The sequence below is a fragment of the Aromatoleum toluvorans genome, assembly GCF_012910905.1.
Lineage (GTDB): Bacteria > Pseudomonadota > Gammaproteobacteria > Burkholderiales > Rhodocyclaceae > Aromatoleum > Aromatoleum toluvorans.
This window is the reverse complement of record NZ_WTVN01000020.1, coordinates 29536-48108: the sequence shown is the minus strand read 5'-3', so window position 1 is coordinate 48108 and position 18573 is coordinate 29536. Positions and strand designations below refer to the sequence as shown.

Annotated in this window: 19 protein-coding genes; 11 read left to right on the top strand and 8 right to left on the bottom strand. The window is 67.0% G+C overall.

Features of this window, described 5'->3' with window-relative positions:
• Positions 1-33: 33 nt before the first annotated feature.
• The 4 genes from GPA22_RS13755 to pyrE form a co-directional block, all read right to left on the bottom strand.
• Complete coding sequence (locus GPA22_RS13755; protein WP_169256637.1) at positions 34-834, bottom strand: NAD-dependent deacylase; 801 nt, start codon at positions 832-834, stop codon at positions 34-36.
• Complete coding sequence (locus tag GPA22_RS13750; RefSeq protein WP_169256636.1) at positions 831-2906, bottom strand: molybdopterin-containing oxidoreductase family protein; 2076 nt, start codon at positions 2904-2906, stop codon at positions 831-833. Before GPA22_RS13750 ends, GPA22_RS13755 begins: the two co-directional genes overlap by 4 nt.
• 108 nt (positions 2907-3014) lie before the next feature.
• Complete coding sequence (locus tag GPA22_RS13745; RefSeq protein ID WP_169256635.1) at positions 3015-3644, bottom strand: hypothetical protein; 630 nt, start codon at positions 3642-3644, stop codon at positions 3015-3017.
• Positions 3622-4269 (bottom strand): orotate phosphoribosyltransferase, encoded by a 648-nt coding sequence (gene pyrE / locus GPA22_RS13740; RefSeq protein WP_169256634.1) that lies wholly within the window; start codon positions 4267-4269, stop codon positions 3622-3624. The genes GPA22_RS13745 and pyrE overlap by 23 nt, the downstream gene beginning before the upstream one ends.
• Before the next feature lie 32 nt (positions 4270-4301).
• On the opposite strand from pyrE, the gene GPA22_RS13735 reads away from it, so the two are divergent.
• The 6 genes from GPA22_RS13735 to GPA22_RS13710 all read left to right on the top strand — a co-directional run bounded on the left by GPA22_RS13735 (position 4302) and on the right by GPA22_RS13710 (position 7263).
• Positions 4302-5084 (top strand): exodeoxyribonuclease III, encoded by a 783-nt coding sequence (locus GPA22_RS13735; RefSeq protein ID WP_169256633.1) that lies wholly within the window; start codon positions 4302-4304, stop codon positions 5082-5084.
• 134 nt (positions 5085-5218) lie between these two features.
• On the top strand, positions 5219-5530 hold the full coding sequence (locus GPA22_RS13730; RefSeq protein WP_169256632.1) for an ElaB/YgaM/YqjD family protein: 312 nt from the start codon (positions 5219-5221) through the stop codon (positions 5528-5530).
• Between the two features lie 3 nt (positions 5531-5533).
• On the top strand, positions 5534-5917 hold the full coding sequence (locus GPA22_RS13725; RefSeq protein ID WP_169256631.1) for a phage holin family protein: 384 nt from the start codon (positions 5534-5536) through the stop codon (positions 5915-5917).
• Complete coding sequence (locus GPA22_RS13720; protein ID WP_169256630.1) at positions 5914-6231, top strand: YqjK-like family protein; 318 nt, start codon at positions 5914-5916, stop codon at positions 6229-6231. Before GPA22_RS13725 ends, GPA22_RS13720 begins: the two co-directional genes overlap by 4 nt.
• A 127-nt stretch (positions 6232-6358) precedes the next feature.
• Complete coding sequence (locus tag GPA22_RS13715; protein WP_121430429.1) at positions 6359-6916, top strand: hypoxanthine-guanine phosphoribosyltransferase; 558 nt, start codon at positions 6359-6361, stop codon at positions 6914-6916.
• Positions 6917-6927: 11 nt separating this feature from the next.
• Entirely contained in the window at positions 6928-7263 is a 336-nt protein-coding gene (locus GPA22_RS13710; protein ID WP_169256629.1) for a DUF1840 domain-containing protein, read from the top strand.
• Between the two features lie 16 nt (positions 7264-7279).
• On the opposite strand, the gene GPA22_RS13705 is transcribed toward GPA22_RS13710, so the two are convergent.
• From GPA22_RS13705 to GPA22_RS13690, 4 genes are all read right to left on the bottom strand, one after another.
• A complete protein-coding gene (locus GPA22_RS13705) occupies positions 7280-8488 on the bottom strand; it encodes a multidrug effflux MFS transporter (RefSeq protein WP_169256628.1) in 1209 nt (402 codons plus the stop codon).
• A 104-nt stretch (positions 8489-8592) separates the two neighbouring features.
• A complete protein-coding gene (gene maiA, locus GPA22_RS13700) occupies positions 8593-9237 on the bottom strand; it encodes a maleylacetoacetate isomerase (protein WP_169256627.1) in 645 nt (214 codons plus the stop codon).
• Between the two features lie 5 nt (positions 9238-9242).
• Positions 9243-9467 (bottom strand): DUF2783 domain-containing protein, encoded by a 225-nt coding sequence (locus GPA22_RS13695; protein WP_169256626.1) that lies wholly within the window; start codon positions 9465-9467, stop codon positions 9243-9245.
• Positions 9468-9479: 12 nt separating this feature from the next.
• Positions 9480-11147 carry an FAD-dependent monooxygenase gene (locus GPA22_RS13690; RefSeq protein ID WP_169256625.1) on the bottom strand — a complete coding sequence of 556 codons (1668 nt, stop codon included), beginning with the start codon at positions 11145-11147 and terminating at the stop codon, positions 9480-9482.
• Positions 11148-11360: 213 nt separating this feature from the next.
• Between GPA22_RS13690 and GPA22_RS13685 the strand changes: the two genes are divergently transcribed.
• The 5 genes from GPA22_RS13685 to casB all read left to right on the top strand — a co-directional run bounded on the left by GPA22_RS13685 (position 11361) and on the right by casB (position 18553).
• Entirely contained in the window at positions 11361-12155 is a 795-nt protein-coding gene (locus GPA22_RS13685; RefSeq protein WP_246264360.1) for an IclR family transcriptional regulator, read from the top strand.
• 119 nt (positions 12156-12274) lie between these two features.
• Positions 12275-13276, top strand: coding sequence for a WYL domain-containing protein (locus GPA22_RS13680; RefSeq protein ID WP_169256623.1), 1002 nt, complete (start codon positions 12275-12277; stop codon positions 13274-13276).
• Between the two features lie 49 nt (positions 13277-13325).
• Positions 13326-16055, top strand: coding sequence for a CRISPR-associated helicase Cas3' (cas3, locus tag GPA22_RS13675; RefSeq protein ID WP_169256622.1), 2730 nt, complete (start codon positions 13326-13328; stop codon positions 16053-16055).
• Positions 16056-16340: 285 nt separating this feature from the next.
• The gene (gene casA, locus GPA22_RS13670) at positions 16341-17936 is read left to right on the top strand and encodes a type I-E CRISPR-associated protein Cse1/CasA (protein ID WP_169256621.1); all 1596 of its coding nucleotides are present in this window, start codon (positions 16341-16343) and stop codon (positions 17934-17936) included.
• Positions 17933-18553 carry a type I-E CRISPR-associated protein Cse2/CasB gene (gene casB / locus GPA22_RS13665; protein WP_169256620.1) on the top strand — a complete coding sequence of 207 codons (621 nt, stop codon included), beginning with the start codon at positions 17933-17935 and terminating at the stop codon, positions 18551-18553. The genes casA and casB overlap by 4 nt, the downstream gene beginning before the upstream one ends.
• The last annotated feature ends 20 nt before the right edge of the window (positions 18554-18573 follow it).

The following is an 18573-nucleotide window of genomic DNA, read 5'->3' as shown; positions in this document are numbered from 1 at the left end:
CTGCGTCGCCGCGTTACACCGCCGCGCCATCCGCTAATCCTCCAGCGGTCGCTCCGGATGCAGCCGCCGCCACAGCTCCGGCATCGCCTCGGCGGCACGCAGGCGCAGGCGGTGGGTGACGATGTCGCTGACTTCGGTCTCGCCCGGATTGATCTCGACGCTGGGCACGCCGACCTCGCGCGCCCACCATACCGGCCCCGAGATGTAGGGGAAGACGCTCGTCGTGCCGATCGAGACGATCAGGTCGACGCCGTCCGCGATCAGCGTCTCGAGCCGGTGCAGCCCCTCCTCGGGCAGCATCTCGTCGAACAACACGACGTCGGGCCGCAGCACGCCGCCGCACTTCGGGCACGGGGGCGGCAGCTGCAGGCCGGCGTAGTCGGTGACGCTGCGCTGGTGGCTGCACTCCATGCAGCGCAGGTGATGCACGGTGCCGTGGATCTCGATCAGGTTGCGCGAGCCGGCATCGCAGTGCAGGCCGTCGACGTTCTGCGTGAGCACCCATACGCCGGGTTTCTCGTGCTCCAGCGCGGCGATGATGCGGTGCGCGATGTTGGGCTGGGCACCGCGGCAGTTGGCTTCGATCTGCGCGATGTACTTCCACGCGATGTCGGGGCGGCGGTTCATCATTTCGCCCGACAGCGCCTCCTCGATCGTCAGCCCTTCGTCGGTGAGGCGCTCGTGATACAGCCCGCCGATGCCGCGATAGGTCGGCAGCCCGGAGTCGGCCGACATGCCGGCGCCGGTGATGAAGAGGATGCGTCCGGCGTCGGCGATGAGCTGCGCGACACGATCCAGGGTCTCGGTTTCGGCTTTGGCTTCGGCGGTGCTCATGCTTTCGCCACCTCGACGAGGCAGTCGTAGAAGGTCGGTCCGCCGCCGATGTCGGTCAGCGCCGGCGACGTCACCGCGTTGGCGTTTTCGCCGTCACCCGAGAGCTTGCGCCACCACACCGACGGACACACGACGACGCCCGGCCGCACGCGCTCGGTGACGACCGCCTGCGCGTGAAAGGCGCCGCGGTCGTTGAAGATGCGCAGGCGCTCGCCCGCAGTGATGCCGCGCCGTGCGGCGTCGTCGGGGTGGAGCTCGAGCTTCGGCCCACCCTCCTGCTCGCGAAAGCGCGGCAGGTTGGCGAAGCTGCTGTTGAGGAAGTTGCGCGCCGGCGGCGAGATCATCGCCAGCGGGTAGCGTGCGGCGAGCGCGGGATTGCTGACCGGCGACTCGTGCGGCGGCACCCAGCACGGCAGCGGGTCGAAGCCGCGCTGCGCAAGCGATTCCGAGTAGAACTCGCACTTGCCCGAAGGCGTCGGGAAATCGCCTTTCGCGAAGGGCGCGAAGGGGCGCGGCAGGTTGAGGCGCGCCCAGCCCTTTGCGCGCAGCGTCTCGGGGTCGAGGCCGAACGCGCGGTTGTCGCGGCGGCGGAAGGCCTGCGCGGCGATGTCGTCGTCGGACTCGCACAGCGCCGCATCGGTGAAGCCGAGCCGCGCGGCGAGCAGGCGGAACACCTCGCTGTTGGGCTTCGCCTCGCCGAGCGGCGCGATCGCCGGCTCGTTCGTCAGCGCGTAGAGGTGGCCGTAGGCCTTGTGCACGTCACGGTGCTCGAGCTGGCTCGTGGCGGGCAGGAGGATGTCCGCGTAATCGGCGGTGTCGGTCTGGAACAGCTCGTGCACGACGCAGAAGAGATCCTCGCGCGCGAACCCTTCGCGCACGCGCGTGCCGTTGGGGGCGACCGCGACCGGGTTGGAGTTGTACACGTACAGCGCGCGGATCGGCGGCTCGTCTGCGGTGAGGAGCGCGTCACCGATCGTCGCCATGTTGATCGTGCGTGGCGGGCGGGCGTGGTGCGCCGTGTAGAGGTCCGGGCGTTCCAGCGCCTGCTGGTCGACCGGGAAGTTGCCCGAGGTCGACAGCAGCGCACCGCCCGCGGGGTGCCGCCACGCACCGGTGAGCGCCGGCAGGCAGGCGATGTTGCGCATCACCGTCGCGCCGCCCGCACAGCGGTTGAGGCCGTAGTTCAAGCGGATCGCCGCGGGTTGCGTGCTGCCATACTCGCGCGCGAGGCTGCGGATCGCGTCGGCCGGCAGGCCCGTCAGCGGCGCCGCCCATTCCGGCGTGAAGGCCTTCACGCGTTCGGCGAGCGCGTCGAAGCCCACGGTGTGCGCGGCGACGTAGTCGCGGTCGATCAGGCCGTCGGCGATCAGCACCTGCATCATCGCCAGCGCCAGCGCGCCGTCGGTGCCGGGCCACGGTGCGAGGTGGACATCGCACTTCTCGGCCGTCTGCGAGCGCCACGGGTCGATGCACACGAGCTTCGCGCCGCGCCGCCTGGCCTCCTGGATGTAGCGCCAGCCGTGCAGGTTGGAGACGACCGGGTTGCCGCCCCAGATCAGGATCAGCTTCGCGTCGACGATCGCTTCCGGGTCCATCCCGACCGAAGCGCCCATCGTCGCCTTCCAGCCCGCCGCGCCGGCCGAGGCGCAGATCGTGCGATCGAGGAGCGACGCGCCGAGGCGATGGAAGAAGCGGCGGTCCATGCTCTCGCCCTGCACCAGGCCCATCGTGCCGGCGTAGCTGTAGGGCAGGATCGCGCGCGGGTCGTCGGCCGCGATTGCGGCGAATTTCTCCGCGATGGTGCCGAGCGCCTCGTCCCACGAGATGCGCTCGAAGCGCCCCTCGCCCTTGCGGCCGACGCGCTTCATCGGGTGCAGCAGGCGCTGGTCGGAATACACGCGTTCGAGGTAGTGCGCGACCTTGGTGCACAGCGCGCCGTTCGTGAACGGCAGGTCGTCGGCGCCGCGGATCTTCGTTGCGCGGCCGCCCTCGACGGTGACCTCCATCGCGCAGGTGTCGGGACAGTCGTGTGGACAGGCGGCGCGGACGACCTTGCTGGCAGCATTACTCATGACCACTCCTGAATCACCACGGACCGCGCGGCGCGCGCCGGACTGCAATCCTCGCGAACGAAATCTGCGGTCCGCACGCCGGCCAAAAACGGCCGGCGTTCCGGCACGTCAGCGCTGCTTCGCGGCGGCGCTGCTCAGTTCGAGATAACGGGCACGGTCGGCCTCGAAGCGCGCGCGCGTCGCGTCGAGCGCGCGTGTCTTTTCCTCGATGGTTTTGTTCTGCGACGCGAGTTCGCTGTCGATCGACCGCAGGTTGGCGGCGAGGTCGCGCGGCAGGTCGCGCCCCTTGTAGAACTCGGCGTCCTTCTCGAAGCGCTGGCGCTTCGTGCGCAACTCCTTGTCGCGCTTGCGCGCCTCGTCGATGGCGCGTTCGATGTCGCCGATCTCGCGGTCGCGGCGGCGGTCGAGGTCATCGACGCTCGCGTAAGTCTCCAGCAGGGCCTGGTCGAAGCGGCGCTGCTTGGCCTGGCGCAGCTCGTCGTCCTTCTTCTGCTGCTCCGCCGCGTTGCGCCGGGCGATCTCGTCCGCGCTCAGGGGCGCGGAAACCTGCCGCTTGATCGTGCCCTGCGGCCCCATCTCGCGATACGAGCGGCCGTAGCACGCCTGCGGCAGCACATCACCGCACTGGCGCCGGCCCTCGGCGTCCTCGCAGCAATACACCTTCGCACCGGCCGTGTTCGCCAGCGTCAGGCCCAGCAGAAGCGCCGTGAGGAGCTCAAGGCTGCGTCGCGATGCCATAGGTCTTCCGGTATGCCTGCACGGCGTCGAGGTTGGCGGCCAGCTCCGGGCTGTCGCCCAGGTAGCCGATGAGGTCTTCCAGCGTCGCGACGGCGACGACGGGGATGCCGAAGGATTCGCGCACTTCCTGCACCGCCGATTTCTCGCCCTTGCCGCGTTCCATGCGGTCGAGCGCGATGACGACACCGGCCGCTTCGGCGCCCGCGCCGCGGATGATGTCCACCGACTCGCGCACCGAGGTGCCGGCCGAGATCACGTCGTCGAGAATCAGCACCCGCCCCTTGAGCGGCGCCCCGACGAGCGTGCCGCCTTCGCCGTGGTCCTTGGCTTCCTTGCGATTGAATGCGAAGGGCAGGTTCACACCCTGTTCCGCCAGGCGGATCGCGACGCCGGCGACCAGCGGGATGCCCTTGTAGGCCGGCCCGAAGAGCATGTCGCACGGCACGCCCGCGGCCACGATCGCGCGCGCGTAGAAGCCGCACAGCTCGCGGAACGAGGCGCCGTCGTCGAACAGCCCGGCGTTGAAGAAATACGGCGAGTTGCGCCCCGCCTTGGTCACGAAGGACCCGAATCGCAGCACGCCCTTGTCGCAGGCCAGCGCGATGAAATCCCGGCTAAAATCCACGCTTTACATCCAGTTCTGGGTTATCCGGCCGAATGTTACGCATCATCACCCTAAACCTCAACGGCATCCGCTCGGCGACGACCAAAGGCTTCCTCGACTGGCTCGCCGCGCAGGACGCGGACATCGTGTGCCTGCAGGAACTGAAGGCGCAGGCGGGCGACCTGAGCGAGGCGATGCGCGCGCCGGCGGGCTACACCGGCTATTTCCACCACGCGGAGAAAAAGGGCTACAGCGGCGTGGGACTGTACGCGCGGCGCACGCCCGACCGTGTCGTCGAAGGCCTCGGCATTGCCGACATCGACGCCGAGGGACGCTTCCTGCAGCTCGATTTCGGCCAGCTGTCGGTCGTGTCGCTGTACCTGCCGTCGGGATCGAGCTCCGAGGAGCGCCAGCAGATCAAGTTCAGCTTCATGGAGCGCTTCCTGCCGCACATGGAGAGGCTCCACGCGAGCGGACGCGAGGTCGTGATCTGCGGCGACTGGAACATCGCGCACCAGGAAATCGACCTCAGGAACTGGAAATCGAACCAGAAGAACTCGGGCTTCCTGCCCGAGGAGCGCGCGTGGATGACGCGCGTGCTCAACGGTCAGGGCTGGGTCGACGTCTACCGGCGCCTGTACCCGGACACGACCGACGCCTGCTACACGTGGTGGTCGAACCGCGGCCAGGCCTGGGCGAAGAACGTGGGCTGGCGCCTGGACTACCAGCTCGCGACGCCGGCCCTTGCCGCGACGGCGCGCGAGGCACGGATCTACAAGGATCAGCGCTTCTCCGACCACGCCCCGCTGACCATCGACTACGACTGGTCCGCCTGATTCCGGCCGGTGCGCCACCGCGTCACGGCGATACGCCTTTAGCATTTGCCTTCGGCCGCGAATGGGGTTAGCCTGATTTCGAGTCTGCGCACGCGCGCCATGTCGCGCTCCCACCCCATACGGAGGGTTGAAGAATGTCCCACGATGCCGACGTTTCTCGCGACAAGCTCGTTTCCGACTTCAAGGTGGTGATCAGCGACGCAGAGGAGCTGCTGAAGCTGACCGCGGGCCAGGCGGGCGACAAGCTGAGCGAAGTCCGCGGCCGCCTCGGCGACCGGATGCTGGCCGCCAAGGACCGCATTGCCGACCTGGAAGCCGCAGCCGTGGAGCGGGCCAAGAAGGTCGCCAACGCGACCGACGACTACGTGCAGAAGAATCCGTGGCAGTCGGTCGGCATCGCCGCCGGCGTCGCCTTCCTGCTGGGACTGCTGGCCGGCCGTCGCTGAGCCGTGGCCGAGGAACGCCAGCAACGCCTTGCGGGAAGCCTGCGCGGCTTCCTGGATGCCGGTCTCGCGACCGCGCAGACGCGGCTGGAGTTGCTCGCCGTCGAGGCGCAGGAAGAGAAGCTGCGCCTCGCCGCCCTGCTCTTCAACATCCTGTTGAGCGCGGTGTTTCTCGGCTTCGGTGTCGTGTTCCTGGCGGTGTTCCTCACGGTCCTGTTCTGGGAGGGTCATCGCCTGCTCGCGCTGGGCTTGGGCATGGTCGCCTTGCTCGGGGCCGGGGTCTTGACGGCGCGCAATGCGGCACGCGAGATCAAGCGCGGGAGCCGCCTGTTCGCGGCGAGCCTGGGCGAGCTCGCGCGCGACCGCGACGCGCTGCGGCCGCGCGAATGAATCCGCGGCAGCTCGAACTGGCGCTGAAGAAGCAGCGCCTGCAGTTCGCCGCGGAACGCCAGCGCGAAGCCTTCGTCGCCGGCCTCGAACGCGTCGAATCCCTGCTCGACGTCGTCGACCGTGCCCGCGACCGCGCGCACGGACTGCGCGAGCATGTGCCGCTGCTGTCCGCGCTGGCGATCGCGATTGCGTTCTTCCGGCCGCGCCTGGCGCTGCGCGTGGCACGTCGCGCGTGGCTGGGCTGGATGCTGTATCGCAAGCTCGGCCGCGGGATCGAGCCGCTGCTCGGCTTCCTGAGGCGCTTCGCCAACTGACGCCGCGCGGCCGGCGGGCGCGTGTTGCGCCGTGCAACGCGACGGCGCCGGGCCGGTCCAACGCAAGGACGCAGGGCAAACCCTCCGGTAGAATTCGTTCCTTTTGAACGACAGCAGGAGAGGCGCGATGGCGGTCGATCTGGATGAAATCATCCGCGTGCGCGAAGAGGCCGATTGCCTGGCCGACGGCGCCACGGTGAATGCGGCGCTGGACCGCATGGCGGCGGAAATCACCGCGCAGATGCGCGACAGGAACCCGATCGTGTACGTCGTGATGAACGGCGGCATGATCCTGGCTGGTCAGATCCTGCCGCGCCTGCCCTTCCCGCTCGAACTCGCCTATCTGCACGCGACGCGCTACGGCCACGCGCTGAAGGGCGCGAACCTCGACTGGCGCATGCGGCCGACGCAGGACCTGCGCGGGCGCGCGGTGCTGGTGCTCGACGACATCCTCGACGAGGGTCACACGCTGCACGCGATCCTCGAATACCTGAAAGGCGAAGGGGCCTCGGAGGTGCGCTCGGCGGTGCTCACGCACAAGCTCCACGACCGCAAGGCCTATCCGGGCATGCGCGCGGACTTCACCGGGCTGGACGTCGCCGACCGCTTCCTGTTCGGCTGCGGCATGGACTACAAGGGCTACTGGCGCAACGCGCCGGGCATCTACGCGGTGAAGGGACTCTGAGGACGGCAACCATGCTGATCACGTTCAAGTCGGCCGCGGGCGCCGACGTCATCATGTTCGGCGACATCGCGAAGCGGCTCGTCGCGATCCTCGGCAAGGATCCGCAGGACGCGAAGGGCATCGTCACCGTCGCGCAGCTGCCCGACGCGATCGCGCGCCTGCGCGCGACCATCGACGAAGAGAAGGCGCGCCACAAGACCGCTGCGCAGGATGACGACGAGGACGCCCCCGATCCCGAGCGCCACGGCATGGCCGCGCCGGTGAGCCTCGCGCAGCGCGCGTGGCCGCTGCTGGACCTGCTGCAGCTGTCGCACAAGGAAGGCGTGCCGGTGACCTGGGGCGTGTGAGCGCGACGGCCGGGGCTCAGCTCTCACCGGCACAGACTGCCGGCGCGGGACGCCGTACCCAGAACACGTAGCTCGCGAGGCTGCCGAGGGCGGTGGCGGCGATCACGAACGCCATCGGCACCACCGAGCCGGCGAGCGAATGGCCGACGAACACGCCTGCGAGCGCCGCGAGTCCCATCTGCGAGCAGCCCATCAGCGAGGCCGCGGAGCCGGCCATGTGCGGATAGGGCGCCAGGCCGATCGCGGCGGCGTTGGGCATCACGAGGCCGATCGAGCAGGCCGAGAACCACATCGGCAGCATTACCGCGAGCGGGTGGTGCACGCCGCCGAGCGCGAGGCCCAGCATCGTGCCTCCGGCCGCGACGCCGAGCAGCGCGCCGTTGCGCATCAGGCGCTCCGGCCCGAGGCGGCGCGACAGCCTGCCGGAAGCCGTCGTCCCGGACATGTAGCCCGACACCATCAGGCCGAACGCAAGGCCCATCTCCTGCGGCGTGAAGCCGAACATGCCGATGAAGACGAAGGACGCGCCCGAGATGAAGGCGAAGAGGCCCGCGTAGGCGAGCGCGTTGCACATCAGCACGCCGCGGTAGCGGCGGTCGCGCAGCAGCGTCGCGAAGTTCGTCAACATCTCGGCGGGCCGCCCGGCCGACGGGTTCAGGTGGGGATTGGTCTCGCGCAGCAGGAGCGCAGTCGCGCCCCACAGGAGCGCCGAATAGACCGCCAGGAAGACGAACGTCGCGCGCCAGCCCGACCATACCGTGAGCCAGCCGCCCAGCATCGGCCCGACAAGCGGCGCCAGCGCCATCGCGGTGCCGACGTAGGAGAGCATGCGCGCGGAGTCGTGCGGGCCATAGACGTCGCGCACGACCGCCCGCCCGAGCACCGGCCCCGCACAGGCGCCAAGCGCCTGCAGGAAGCGGGCGACGATCAGCGCCTCGATCGAGGCTGCGAAGATGCAGGCGATCGACGCGACGAGGTACACCGCAATGCCGAAGAGCAGCGCCGGCCGCCGGCCGTAGCGGTCCGACAGCGGGCCGTAGGCGAGTTGCCCGACCGCGAAGCCGGACAGGTAGACCGACAGCGTGAGCTGCGTGTGCGCGACGTCGGTCACCAGCGCCGTCGTGATCGCCGGCAGCGCCGGCAGGTAGAAGTCGGTCGACAGCGGGCCGAGCGCGACCAGCGCGGTGACGAGGATGGCGAGCGTCAGCGAAGGAGCAGCGTTCATCGTGCAGTTGGAGAAAAACGGGTTCCCGGGCGTAGCGCTCGGTGCGCCGGGCGCGGATCCCACATATTTAATATTATTTGATATCACCCAATATGCAGGCGCATCTATTCCGCGTCGGGTTGCCTGCCGGGCGCGGCCTGACGGAACGCCTCGAGCTCGTCGCACGCGGCCGCGATGCGCAGGATCGTCGGCATCCCGTCGAGCTTCGCGCCGAAACGCCGCGCGTTGAACACCTGCGGCACGAGGCAGCAGTCCGCGAGGCCGGGCGTGTCGCCGTGGCAGAAGCGGCCGGTGCGCGCATCGTGCACGAGCGTCGCTTCGACCGCCGCAAGGCCGACCTCGACCCAGTGACGGTACCACGCGTCCTTGTGCGCGTCGTCGACGCCCAGCTCGTGCTTCAGGTATTGCAGCACGCGCAGGTTGTTGAGCGGGTGGATGTCGCACGCGATCGCCTGCGCGAGGGCGCGCGCGCGCGCACGGCCCGGCGCATCGGCGGGCAGCAGCGGCGGCTCGGGATGCGTCTCGTCGAGGTATTCGATGATCGCGAGCGACTGCGTCAGCAGCCGGCCGTCGTCGTCGAGCGCGGGCACGAGTCCGGCGGGGTTCAGCGCGAGGTATTCCGGCTTGCGGTGCTGGCCGCCGTCCTTCACCAGATGGATTGGCACGGATTCGCAGGGGAGGCCCTTCAGATTGAGGGCGATGCGCACGCGGTACGCGGCGGAGCTGCGGAAATAGGTGTAGAGCTTCATCGCCGTCACACCCCCTCGCGGGCGACCCGCATCGCCTCGCGCAGCACCGAGATGTCGCCGATGTGGTTCGCCAGCAGCAGGATCAGGCGCGCATTGACCATCGCGCTCTGTTCGTCGGTGAGGTCGCGGTGCGTGTCGATCAGCGCCTCGTAGAAGTCGTCGCCGGGCGAAAAGCTGCGGAAATAGCGCTTGCCGGGGGTGAAGAAGTTGGGGTCGGTGTTGAGGCTCATGGCTGCAGTCCTTCAGGCATTGCAGGTCGCGCGCGCCAGGGCGGCGCGCACCGCGGTGACGTCGAAGCCGCGCCAGCGCGCGGCGACGTGCTGGTCGGGGCGGATCAGGTAGGTCGTGCCGGGCTTGAGGTCGTAGCGCTCGCGGATGCGCCCCTTCGCGTCGAGCAGCGTCTTCAGCCCGCCCGGCGCCGTGCCCCGCTCGGCGACAACCAGGATCTCGACCGCAATCGCACCTGCGGCGAGCGCCGCGAATGCCGTGGCGGTGGCGACATCGACATCCGCCGCGTCCGGCATGCAGTACAGCAGCTGGAAGCGGTTGCCCGCCGCCTGCAGCAGCCACTGCTCGCCGCCCGCGCTCTCGACCGGCGCGTCGTCCATCGGCGCGCCGGGCACCATGTTGCCGGCGAAGGCTTCCGCGTCGGGCGTGTTGAGGCGCGAAGCGGTGAGGAAACTCGGCACCGACAGCCGCCCCGAATTCACCAGCGCGCGCGCGAAGGGGTAGTCCTTCGCGAGCCCCAGCACGGCGTTGCGGAAGGTCCGGCTGGTCGCGCTCTTCGGCGTGATGAAATCGGTCGAACGCGTCGAGTTCATGATGTTCTCGTCGGCGGCGACGACGCGCTCCTCGGAGTAGGTGTCGAGGAGCCGCGCCGGCGCCCTGCCGTCCAGCACGAGCTTGAGCTTCCACACGAGGTTGTCGCTGTCCTGGATGCCGGAGTTCGCGCCGCGCGCGCCGAAGGGCGAAACCTGGTGCGCGGCGTCGCCGGTGAAGAGCAGCCGCCCGTGGCGGAATTCGTGCATGCGGCGGCACTGGAAGGTATAGACGCTGACCCATTCGAGCTCGAACTCGCGCTGCTCGCCGAGCATCGCCCGGATGCGCGGGATCACCTTCTCGGGCTTCTTCTCTTCCTCCGGGTCGACGTTCCAGCCGAGCTGGAAGTCGATGCGCCACACGTTGTCGGCCTGGCGGTGCAGCAGCACCGACTGGTTCGGGTGGAAGGGCGGGTCGAACCAGAACCAGCGCTCGGTCGGGTAGTCCGCCTTCATCACGACGTCGGCGATCAGGAAGCGGTCCATGAAGATCCTGCCTTCGATGTCGAGCCCCATCATGTGGCGGATCGGACTGCGCGCACCGTCGGCAACGACCAGCCAGTCGGTGTCGATGCCATAGGCGCCGTCGGGCGTCTCGACGCGCAGGCTGACGCGCTCGCCGTGATCGGTCACGGCGATCACGTTGTTCTTCCAGCGCAGGTCGATGTTCGGCAAGGCCTGCGCGCGGCGCACGAGGTATTCCTCGAGGTAGTACTGCTGCAGGTTGATCATGCCCGGGCGGTGGTGGTCCGGCTCGGGACAGAGGTTGAAGTTGAACACCTCCTGCTCGCGGAAGAAGGTGCGGCCGACGTTCCACGACACGCCCTTCCGTACCATCTCCTCGGCGCAGCCGAGACGGTCCATGATTTCCAGCGCACGCTTCGCGTAGCACACGCCGCGCGAACCGATCGACACCGTGTCGTCGTTGTCGAGCAGCACCACCGGCACGCCGTGGATCGCGAGATCGATCGCCGCCGCGAGCCCCACGGGACCGGCGCCGACGACCACCACCGGATGGCGTCCGTCGCGTCGTTCGGCAATCTCCGGCGGGCGGCGGTACTCGAACTTCGGGTACTGGTACGAGCTCAGCACGGGCCTCTCCTCCTCGATGTCGCATCTGCCGGCGCCGCCTTCTGTCGGGCGTGTCCCCGGTGGTTTTTCTATCGCATCCGTCCTGCAACGCGCAGGGATGAATCATCCTAGATGCTTATTTGTTAATCGTCAATTCATTTGCTATCGTTGAATTGCACGCAGAATGCAGCGCCCCCACAGCTGCTAAGATTCGCCCTCATGGGAGACAACAGATTGGACAACGAAACACTCGAAGAGCGCCCGAGCGGGAAGAGCGGCGACCGGCGCGGCATCCAGTCGATCGAAGTCGGCGGCGCACTACTGCAGGCGCTGGTCCGTCACGATGCGCCGATGATCCTCAAGGACCTCGCCCGCGAGGCGGGCATGCCGCCGGCCAAGGCCCACCCCTACCTCGTGAGCTTCGGCAAGCTCGGCCTCATCGAGCAGGACCCGGTGACCGGCCGCTACGGGCTGGGCGCCTTCGCGCTGCAGATGGGCCTGTCGGCGCTGCACGGCGTGAACCCGCTGCGCGTCGCGACGCCCGAGGCAGCACGGCTCTCGGACGAGATCCAGCAGAACGTCGCGGTCGCCGTATGGGGCAACCACGGCCCGACCATCGTCAGCATCGAGGAATGCAGCCGGCAGGTGCATGTGAACATGCGCGTCGGCACGGTCATGGACCTCCTCACCTCCGCCACCGGCCGCACCTTCGCCGCCTTCCTCCCCGCACGCCAGACGACCGCCCTCATTGAGGACGAATTCGCCCGCCAGGCCCTCACGCGCGAACAGCTCGAAGCCGAGTTCGCCGAGATCCGCCGCGAGCGCCTCGCCCGCGCCCTCGGCAAGCCGATCCCCGGCATCAACGCCTTCACCGCCCCGGTTTTCGACCATAACGGCCACCTCGCCCTGGCGATCACCGCGATGGGCCCCGCCGCGAGCTTCGATCCGGCATGGGACGGCGCGGTGGCGACGAAGCTGCGCGCGTGCGCGAAGGCGATTTCGGCACGGCTGGGAAAGACCGAGCCCTGAGCGGATAGCGAACCGCGCGCTGCGCCGCTCGCAGCCGTTCAACCAAGACAAGGGCATTCTTCACCGCCTCGCGGGGGGCGTGATCGCTATGATTGCGTCACGTCACCCCCGAGGCTGCAGTGAGCCAGACCGACCGCATCATCCGCATCCGCAAGTTCCTCGACGAACGGCGCTCCGTGAGCCGCCGCATGCTGCTGGAAACGCTCGAGGTCTCCCCGGCCACCCTCAAGCGCGACATCGCCTTCCTGCGCAATGTCATGAACATCCCGATCGCGTGGGACCCCGAGCTCGGCGGCTACCGTCTCGATCCTCGCCTGACCAGCGGCGCGCAGTACGAACTGCCCGGCCTGTGGTTCTCCGACAAGGAAATCCACGCGCTGCTGACGATGCAGCATCTCCTCGCCAACCTCGACCCCGGCGGCCTCCTCGCCCCGCACGTGCAGCCGCTCGTTGCCCGCCTCAACAAGCTGTTGGGCGCCACCGACCATCCCGCCGACGAAATCCGCCGCCGCGTGCTGATCGTCGGCATCGGCAAGCGCAGCCTCAAGCTCGCCCACTTCGAGAACATCGGCTCCGCACTGCTGCGCCGCAAGCGCCTCGCCATCCGCTACTACGCCCGCGGCCGCGACGCCGAGACGACGCGCGAAATCTCGCCGCAACGCCTCGTCCATTACCGCGAAAACTGGTACCTCGACGCCTGGTGCCACCTGCGCGGCGCACTGCGCAACTTCGCCGTCGACAGCATCCGTCAGGTCGAACTCCTCGACACCGTAGCGAAAGACATTCCCAACCAGACCCTCGACACCGTCCTCGGCCCCGGTTACGGCATCTTCGCCGGCAATGAATTGCAGTGGGCGCGGCTGCGCTTCTCGGCGGAACGGGCACGCTGGGTCGCGACCGAACACTGGCACCCTCAGCAGCGCGGCGCATTCGAGGCGGATGGCAGCTACGTGCTCGAAGTGCCGTATGCCGATCACCGGGAACTGATGATGGATGTGCTGAAGCACGGGACGCATTGCGAGGTGCTGGGGCCGGAGGGGTTGCGGCGGGTGGTGGCGGCGGAGGTGGCAGGGATGATGGAGAAATACAAAAAGGATGATCGCGAGAGGCTCATCCGGTGAGCCCGGCAAGTCCGACAATGGACGCCAACGAGATTGAGGGACGGGCCCGATGAGCGATCCGGAATACTTTCGGTACTGGGGCAAGGCGCGACCGCAGGACGGAGACGGGGCCGGATATCACTTGCTGCCGTATCACTGCCTGGATGTGGCGGCCGTCGGCGCAGTACTGCTACGCAAACAGCGAATCATCCTCGACCGTTGGTTCGCGACCACACAACTCGAGCCGGATCAACACGACGCCTTGGCCGTGTTCTTCCTTGCGCTCCACGATCTCGGAAAATTTGCGCGCGGCTTTCAGAATCAGGTGAGCTTCGCCAACGCTACGCTGGTCTCCCCGAACCCCCGCTATCGCTACGGCAACGGCATACGTCACGACACGCTCGGCTGGGTTGCGTGGAAATCGCGGATTCGGCAGCAGATAGCCCTACCGCGTCTGCCTGCACCGAAGAACTCGGCGTGGCTGACGTGGTTGCGCGCCACCACCGGCCATCATGGCGTCCCGCCCCGGGAGACCGACGGAACATTGCCGATCGAACCCGATTTCTACTTCCACGAGGAAGACCTCGTCGCTGCAGCCCGTTTCGTCGCCGACCTTGCCGAATTCCTTCTACCAGAGGGGCTACCGGAACCGGACGGCTCGCTCAAGCAGGCGCTGTACGATGCATCCTGGCAGTTGGCGGGTTTCGCAGTCCTTTCGGATTGGGTCGGTTCGAGTCAAACCTGCTTCCCGTATCTTGCCGAACCGCTTCCGCTTGAACGTTACTGGCACGACCATGCCCTTCCGCAAGCAGAAAAGGCGCTTGAACAGATCGGTCTCAATCTGGCCCAAGTGGCTCCTTTCGCATCGGCCCAAGCGTTGTTCAGCTACCTGACTCCGCCCACCCCCTTGCAGCAGTTTGCGGCCGAAACGCCGCTCGCCCGCGGTCCTCAGCTGATCCTCCTGGAAGACGTCACCGGGGCCGGCAAGACCGAGGCGGCGCTGATCTTCGCACACCGGTTGATGACAAGCGGCCAAGGGAGCGGCCTGTATTTCGGACTGCCGACAATGGCGACGTCTAACCAGATGTACCGTAGGGTCGGCACCGTCTACCGCCGTTTCTTCCGTCCTCGTCCGGCTCCGTCACTCGTACTGGCCCACGGGGCACGCGAGCTGGTCGATGACTTCAGCGCCAGCATCCTTCCGGTCCAGCCGGCCGACCGCGATTACGACAGCCGTGAGGCCACGGCCAGCGCGCTTTGCACCGCATGGATCGCCGACTCGAACAAGAAAGCGCTGCTGGCCAATGTCGGCGTCGGCACGCTCGATCAGGCGCTCCTCGCGGCCCTGCCGGCGCAGCACCAGTCGTTGCGACTGCTCGGCCTGCAAGGCAAGGTACTGGTGGCGGATGAAGTCCATGCCTATGACGCTTACACCGGACGGCTTCTCCAGGTCCTCCTCGAACAGCACGCACGCCAAGGCGGCAGCGCCGTCCTCCTCTCCGCCACCTTGCCTGCGGAGCTCCGCAGTATCTTGGTCGGCGCATTCCGGCGCGGCCTTCGCACATCCTGCGAAGACGGGGAGGAAGAAGCGGCGCCTTATCCTCTCGTCACCCATGTCCATGAAGGTGGAGTTTCGCGCACTCCAGTCGGTACCAGGCCGGAAGTCGCACGTCGGGTCCAGGTGCGGTTTCTGCATGACCTTGACGAGGTCATTCGCCGCATTCGCGGTGCGGCGGCGGCCGGACAATGTGTTGTGTGGATTCGCAACACCGTGGACGATGCCCGCGACGCCTGGGAACGCTTGCGGCAAACAGAGGGCATCGACGTCGCGCGTCTGACACTCTTCCATAGCCGCTACGCCCTCGCCGACCGGCTCGTGATCGAGGACCACGTACTCGACGTGCTCGGAAAGGACTCCGACAGCGACTCCCGTCACGCCCGAATCGTGGTCTCATCGCAAGTCATGGAGCAGTCGGTCGATTGCGACGCGGACGTCATGATTTCGGATCTCGCGCCGGTCGATCTCCTGATCCAGCGCGCCGGCCGTCTGCACCGGCATACCCGCGACGCATCGGGAAATCCGTCCGACATCGAAGGGCGACCGGCGCCGGAGCTCATCGTTCTGGCCCCGGAATTCGACGCCGACCCCGCCGCCGACTGGCACCGCGGCCCCTTTCCGCGCGCATCGCGGGTGTATGCCGATACCGGCCGTCTATGGCTGACGCAACGAATCCTCGCGACAACCGGCGCCATCGTCATGCCGGAAGGCGCCCGAACGCTGATCGAAGCCGTGTACGGGCCGGACGCCGAACTCGACATACCGCCGGGCCTGCAAGACGCATCGTTGAAAAAGCAGGGCGAAGCCATCGGCGACCGAACCCTCGCGAACACGAACACCCTCGATTTCGGCCAAGGCTACTGCCAGGAAGCCGGCCGCTGGGATCGCGAGGAAGACAAGCCGACGCGTCTCGGCGACGAGGACCGCGAATTCGTGTTAGCAGTGGCAGACGCCAGCGGATTGCGGCCGTGGGCGGCCGGACACGCCCACCCCTGGGCGGCGAGTGCAGTGAAGGTGCCCGCACGACGGCTCGACTGCCTTGCCAGCGAATGGATCGCCCGTTTCGGAAGTGGAATCGAGGCGCTGAAGCAGACGCATCGCTTCCTGAAATACGCCGACATCCTGCCGGTGGAGTGCGACGGCGAAGTCGGACATGCGGAGGGGCTGAATCTGAAAGGAGAAAAAGTGGAAGTGCACTACGACGCCCGTCTGGGCCTCGAGACGAAACGAGCCGAAAAATGAGCCTCGCACGATCGATCCGGGAGACCGGACCTCGCAGCGAACGAGGTCCGGTTTGCCGAAGGCACTGCCTATGCCGTCCCCACGAACGTGGGGAACTCCCACTTAACCCGACTCTTCAAGCGGTCCATCCCCAATAAGAGGGGAACAAATGGACATACGACTGTAGCATCGGATCGGCGAATCCACAAAAATTAAACTTGATGAGTCTGTGTACGTGAAGTTGACTCGCATAACCCAAACGAATACGATGCAGCTATCGTTACGACATAACATTCGAGGTCGCCGATGACACTCATTGAGCTGAATCTCTTGCCGCTCTTGGACCGCACCGAGAAAGCGGAGGGTCATTCGCCCACAGCTATCGCGCGCCCGGACCTCATTGACATCGTTGCCGCCCGTCCCGACTTCCGTTCCGCGCTCTACCAGTTTCTCATCGGCCTCCTGCAAACCACCTTCGCACCGGAAGACGAAGACGAATGGCTGGAGTACTGGGAATCGCCTCCTGACGAGAACGCGCTGAAAGCTGCGTTCGCTCCGTGGCGCGATGCGTTCGTGCTCGACGGCGACGGCCCTGCCTTCATGCAGGATCTCGACTTGCCCAACGGCGAAGAAAAGCCGATCGCCTCACTGCTCATCGACGCCCCGGGTGACAAGACCATTCGGGACAACCTCGATTTCTTCAACAAGCGGGATCGCGTCGAAGCCATGTGTCCCGCTTGCGCAGCAATCGCGCTATACGCCCTGCAAATTAACGCGCCCTCTGGCGGCGTCGGTCACCGGGTATCCCTCCGGGGAGGCGGACCGCTGACCTGTCTCCTCGTACCCTCCGCAATCGACGGAACGCCACCCAGCCTGTGGCACCGCCTGTGGCTGAATGTCCTCCCGCGGAACAAGATCGCCCAACTGAACGGTTCCTGCACGGGCCAGGCGCGATCGGACATCCTGCCGTGGCTGGCCCCGACGCGGACCAGCGAACGGAAGGACGGGCAGACTACACCCGACGATGCCCACCCGTTGCAGGCTTACTGGAGCATGCCGCGGCGTATCCGCCTCGACTGGACGCGCGTGCGCGCCGGCCACTGCGATATCTGCGGAATAGCATCCGAACGCCTGCTGACCGGCTACCGAACCCGAAACTACGGCATCAACTATCTCGGCTGGGAGCACCCGCTGACCCCGTACTACCACGATCCGAAAGACAAGGAACTGCCGCTCTCGATGAAGGGGCAGAAGGGCGGGATCGGCTATCGCCACTGGCTCGGATTGGTCATGGGCAACGCCGACCGCCAACCCGAATCGGCACGCGTGGTTCGTCATTACCTGACGGAAAAACGCGACCTGCTCCCGCCCGGCCCCGAGCCGCGTTTGTGGGTTTCGGGGTACGACATGGACAACATGAAAGCCCGTTGCTGGTACGACGCGACGCTTCCGGTCCACTCGCCTCCAGGCGGCCGTGAGAATGAGTTCCGACACCACGTTCGCGACCTGCTCGATGTCGCGGTAGAAGCGGCAAAGCTGCTTTCCGGACATGTGAAGAAGGCTTGGGCCGATCGCCCCGGCGATCTCAAGGATGAGCCGGCCATCGGACAAAGTTTCTGGCAGGCGTCGGAGACAACCTTCTACCGCGCCCTCGACGCACTGACGCTGCCGGAAGGTCTGGAGCCCGTACCTCTCGCTTCAACGCAGCGCGCGTGGCTGCGTGCGGTGCGGAAGACTGCCCTCGACCTGTTCGACGATTGGGTGACGGGCGAATACGAAAAGGACTGGGACATCGAACGAACGGTGAGGGCGCGTGCCGACCTGGCGAAGTGGCTCAACGCTGCCAAGCCGATGAGAGCGATGTGGAAATTCGTGAATGAACAGCTGAAGGAGCCGGCATGACCGAAAAACTGCGCTTCCTGTCTCCCGCCCAGGCCGAAACCGTTCGGAACTGGTGGTACGCGTTGCAGCCGCACAGCGAAGACGAACCCGAGCCGAATAAAAGGTTCTCGATGTTTACCCGCCGCGACCGGGCCGAATTGCGTCGCTGCGAAACTCCCGATCAGGTACTGCTGCTCGGTGCCTTCGTGCGCCTCGCTCACGCGCTGCTGCCACTCGAAGCAGGAAAGCAGACGCCCTACGTCGAGGGCGACGCCACCGCGTATGCGCTCGTAGCCGGCCTGCTCGCCCATGTCGAAACCGACTTGAAGGATGGATCCAGCTTCGGCGCCCGGCTCGGTGAAACCAACGACGCTGACCGGCCGCACATGAGCGCCATGCGTTTTGCGCGCCTGCAAACCGCATCGACCGAAGCCGAGTTCTTTCAGCTCGGCCGACGGGCGATTCAGCTCGTCGGCAAGAAGGCCGACGTTGTGATGCTGGCCGACGATCTTCTGGCCTGGGTGCGGGAATTCCGGGGCCATCAGCCCGGCAAGCCGAAGGACCGCCTTCGCGTTCGCTGGGCGACCGAGTACTTCACCGCGGCGAAGCATCTGGAATCGAACAAGGACCTCGCCTGACATCGCGAACATGTTGCATA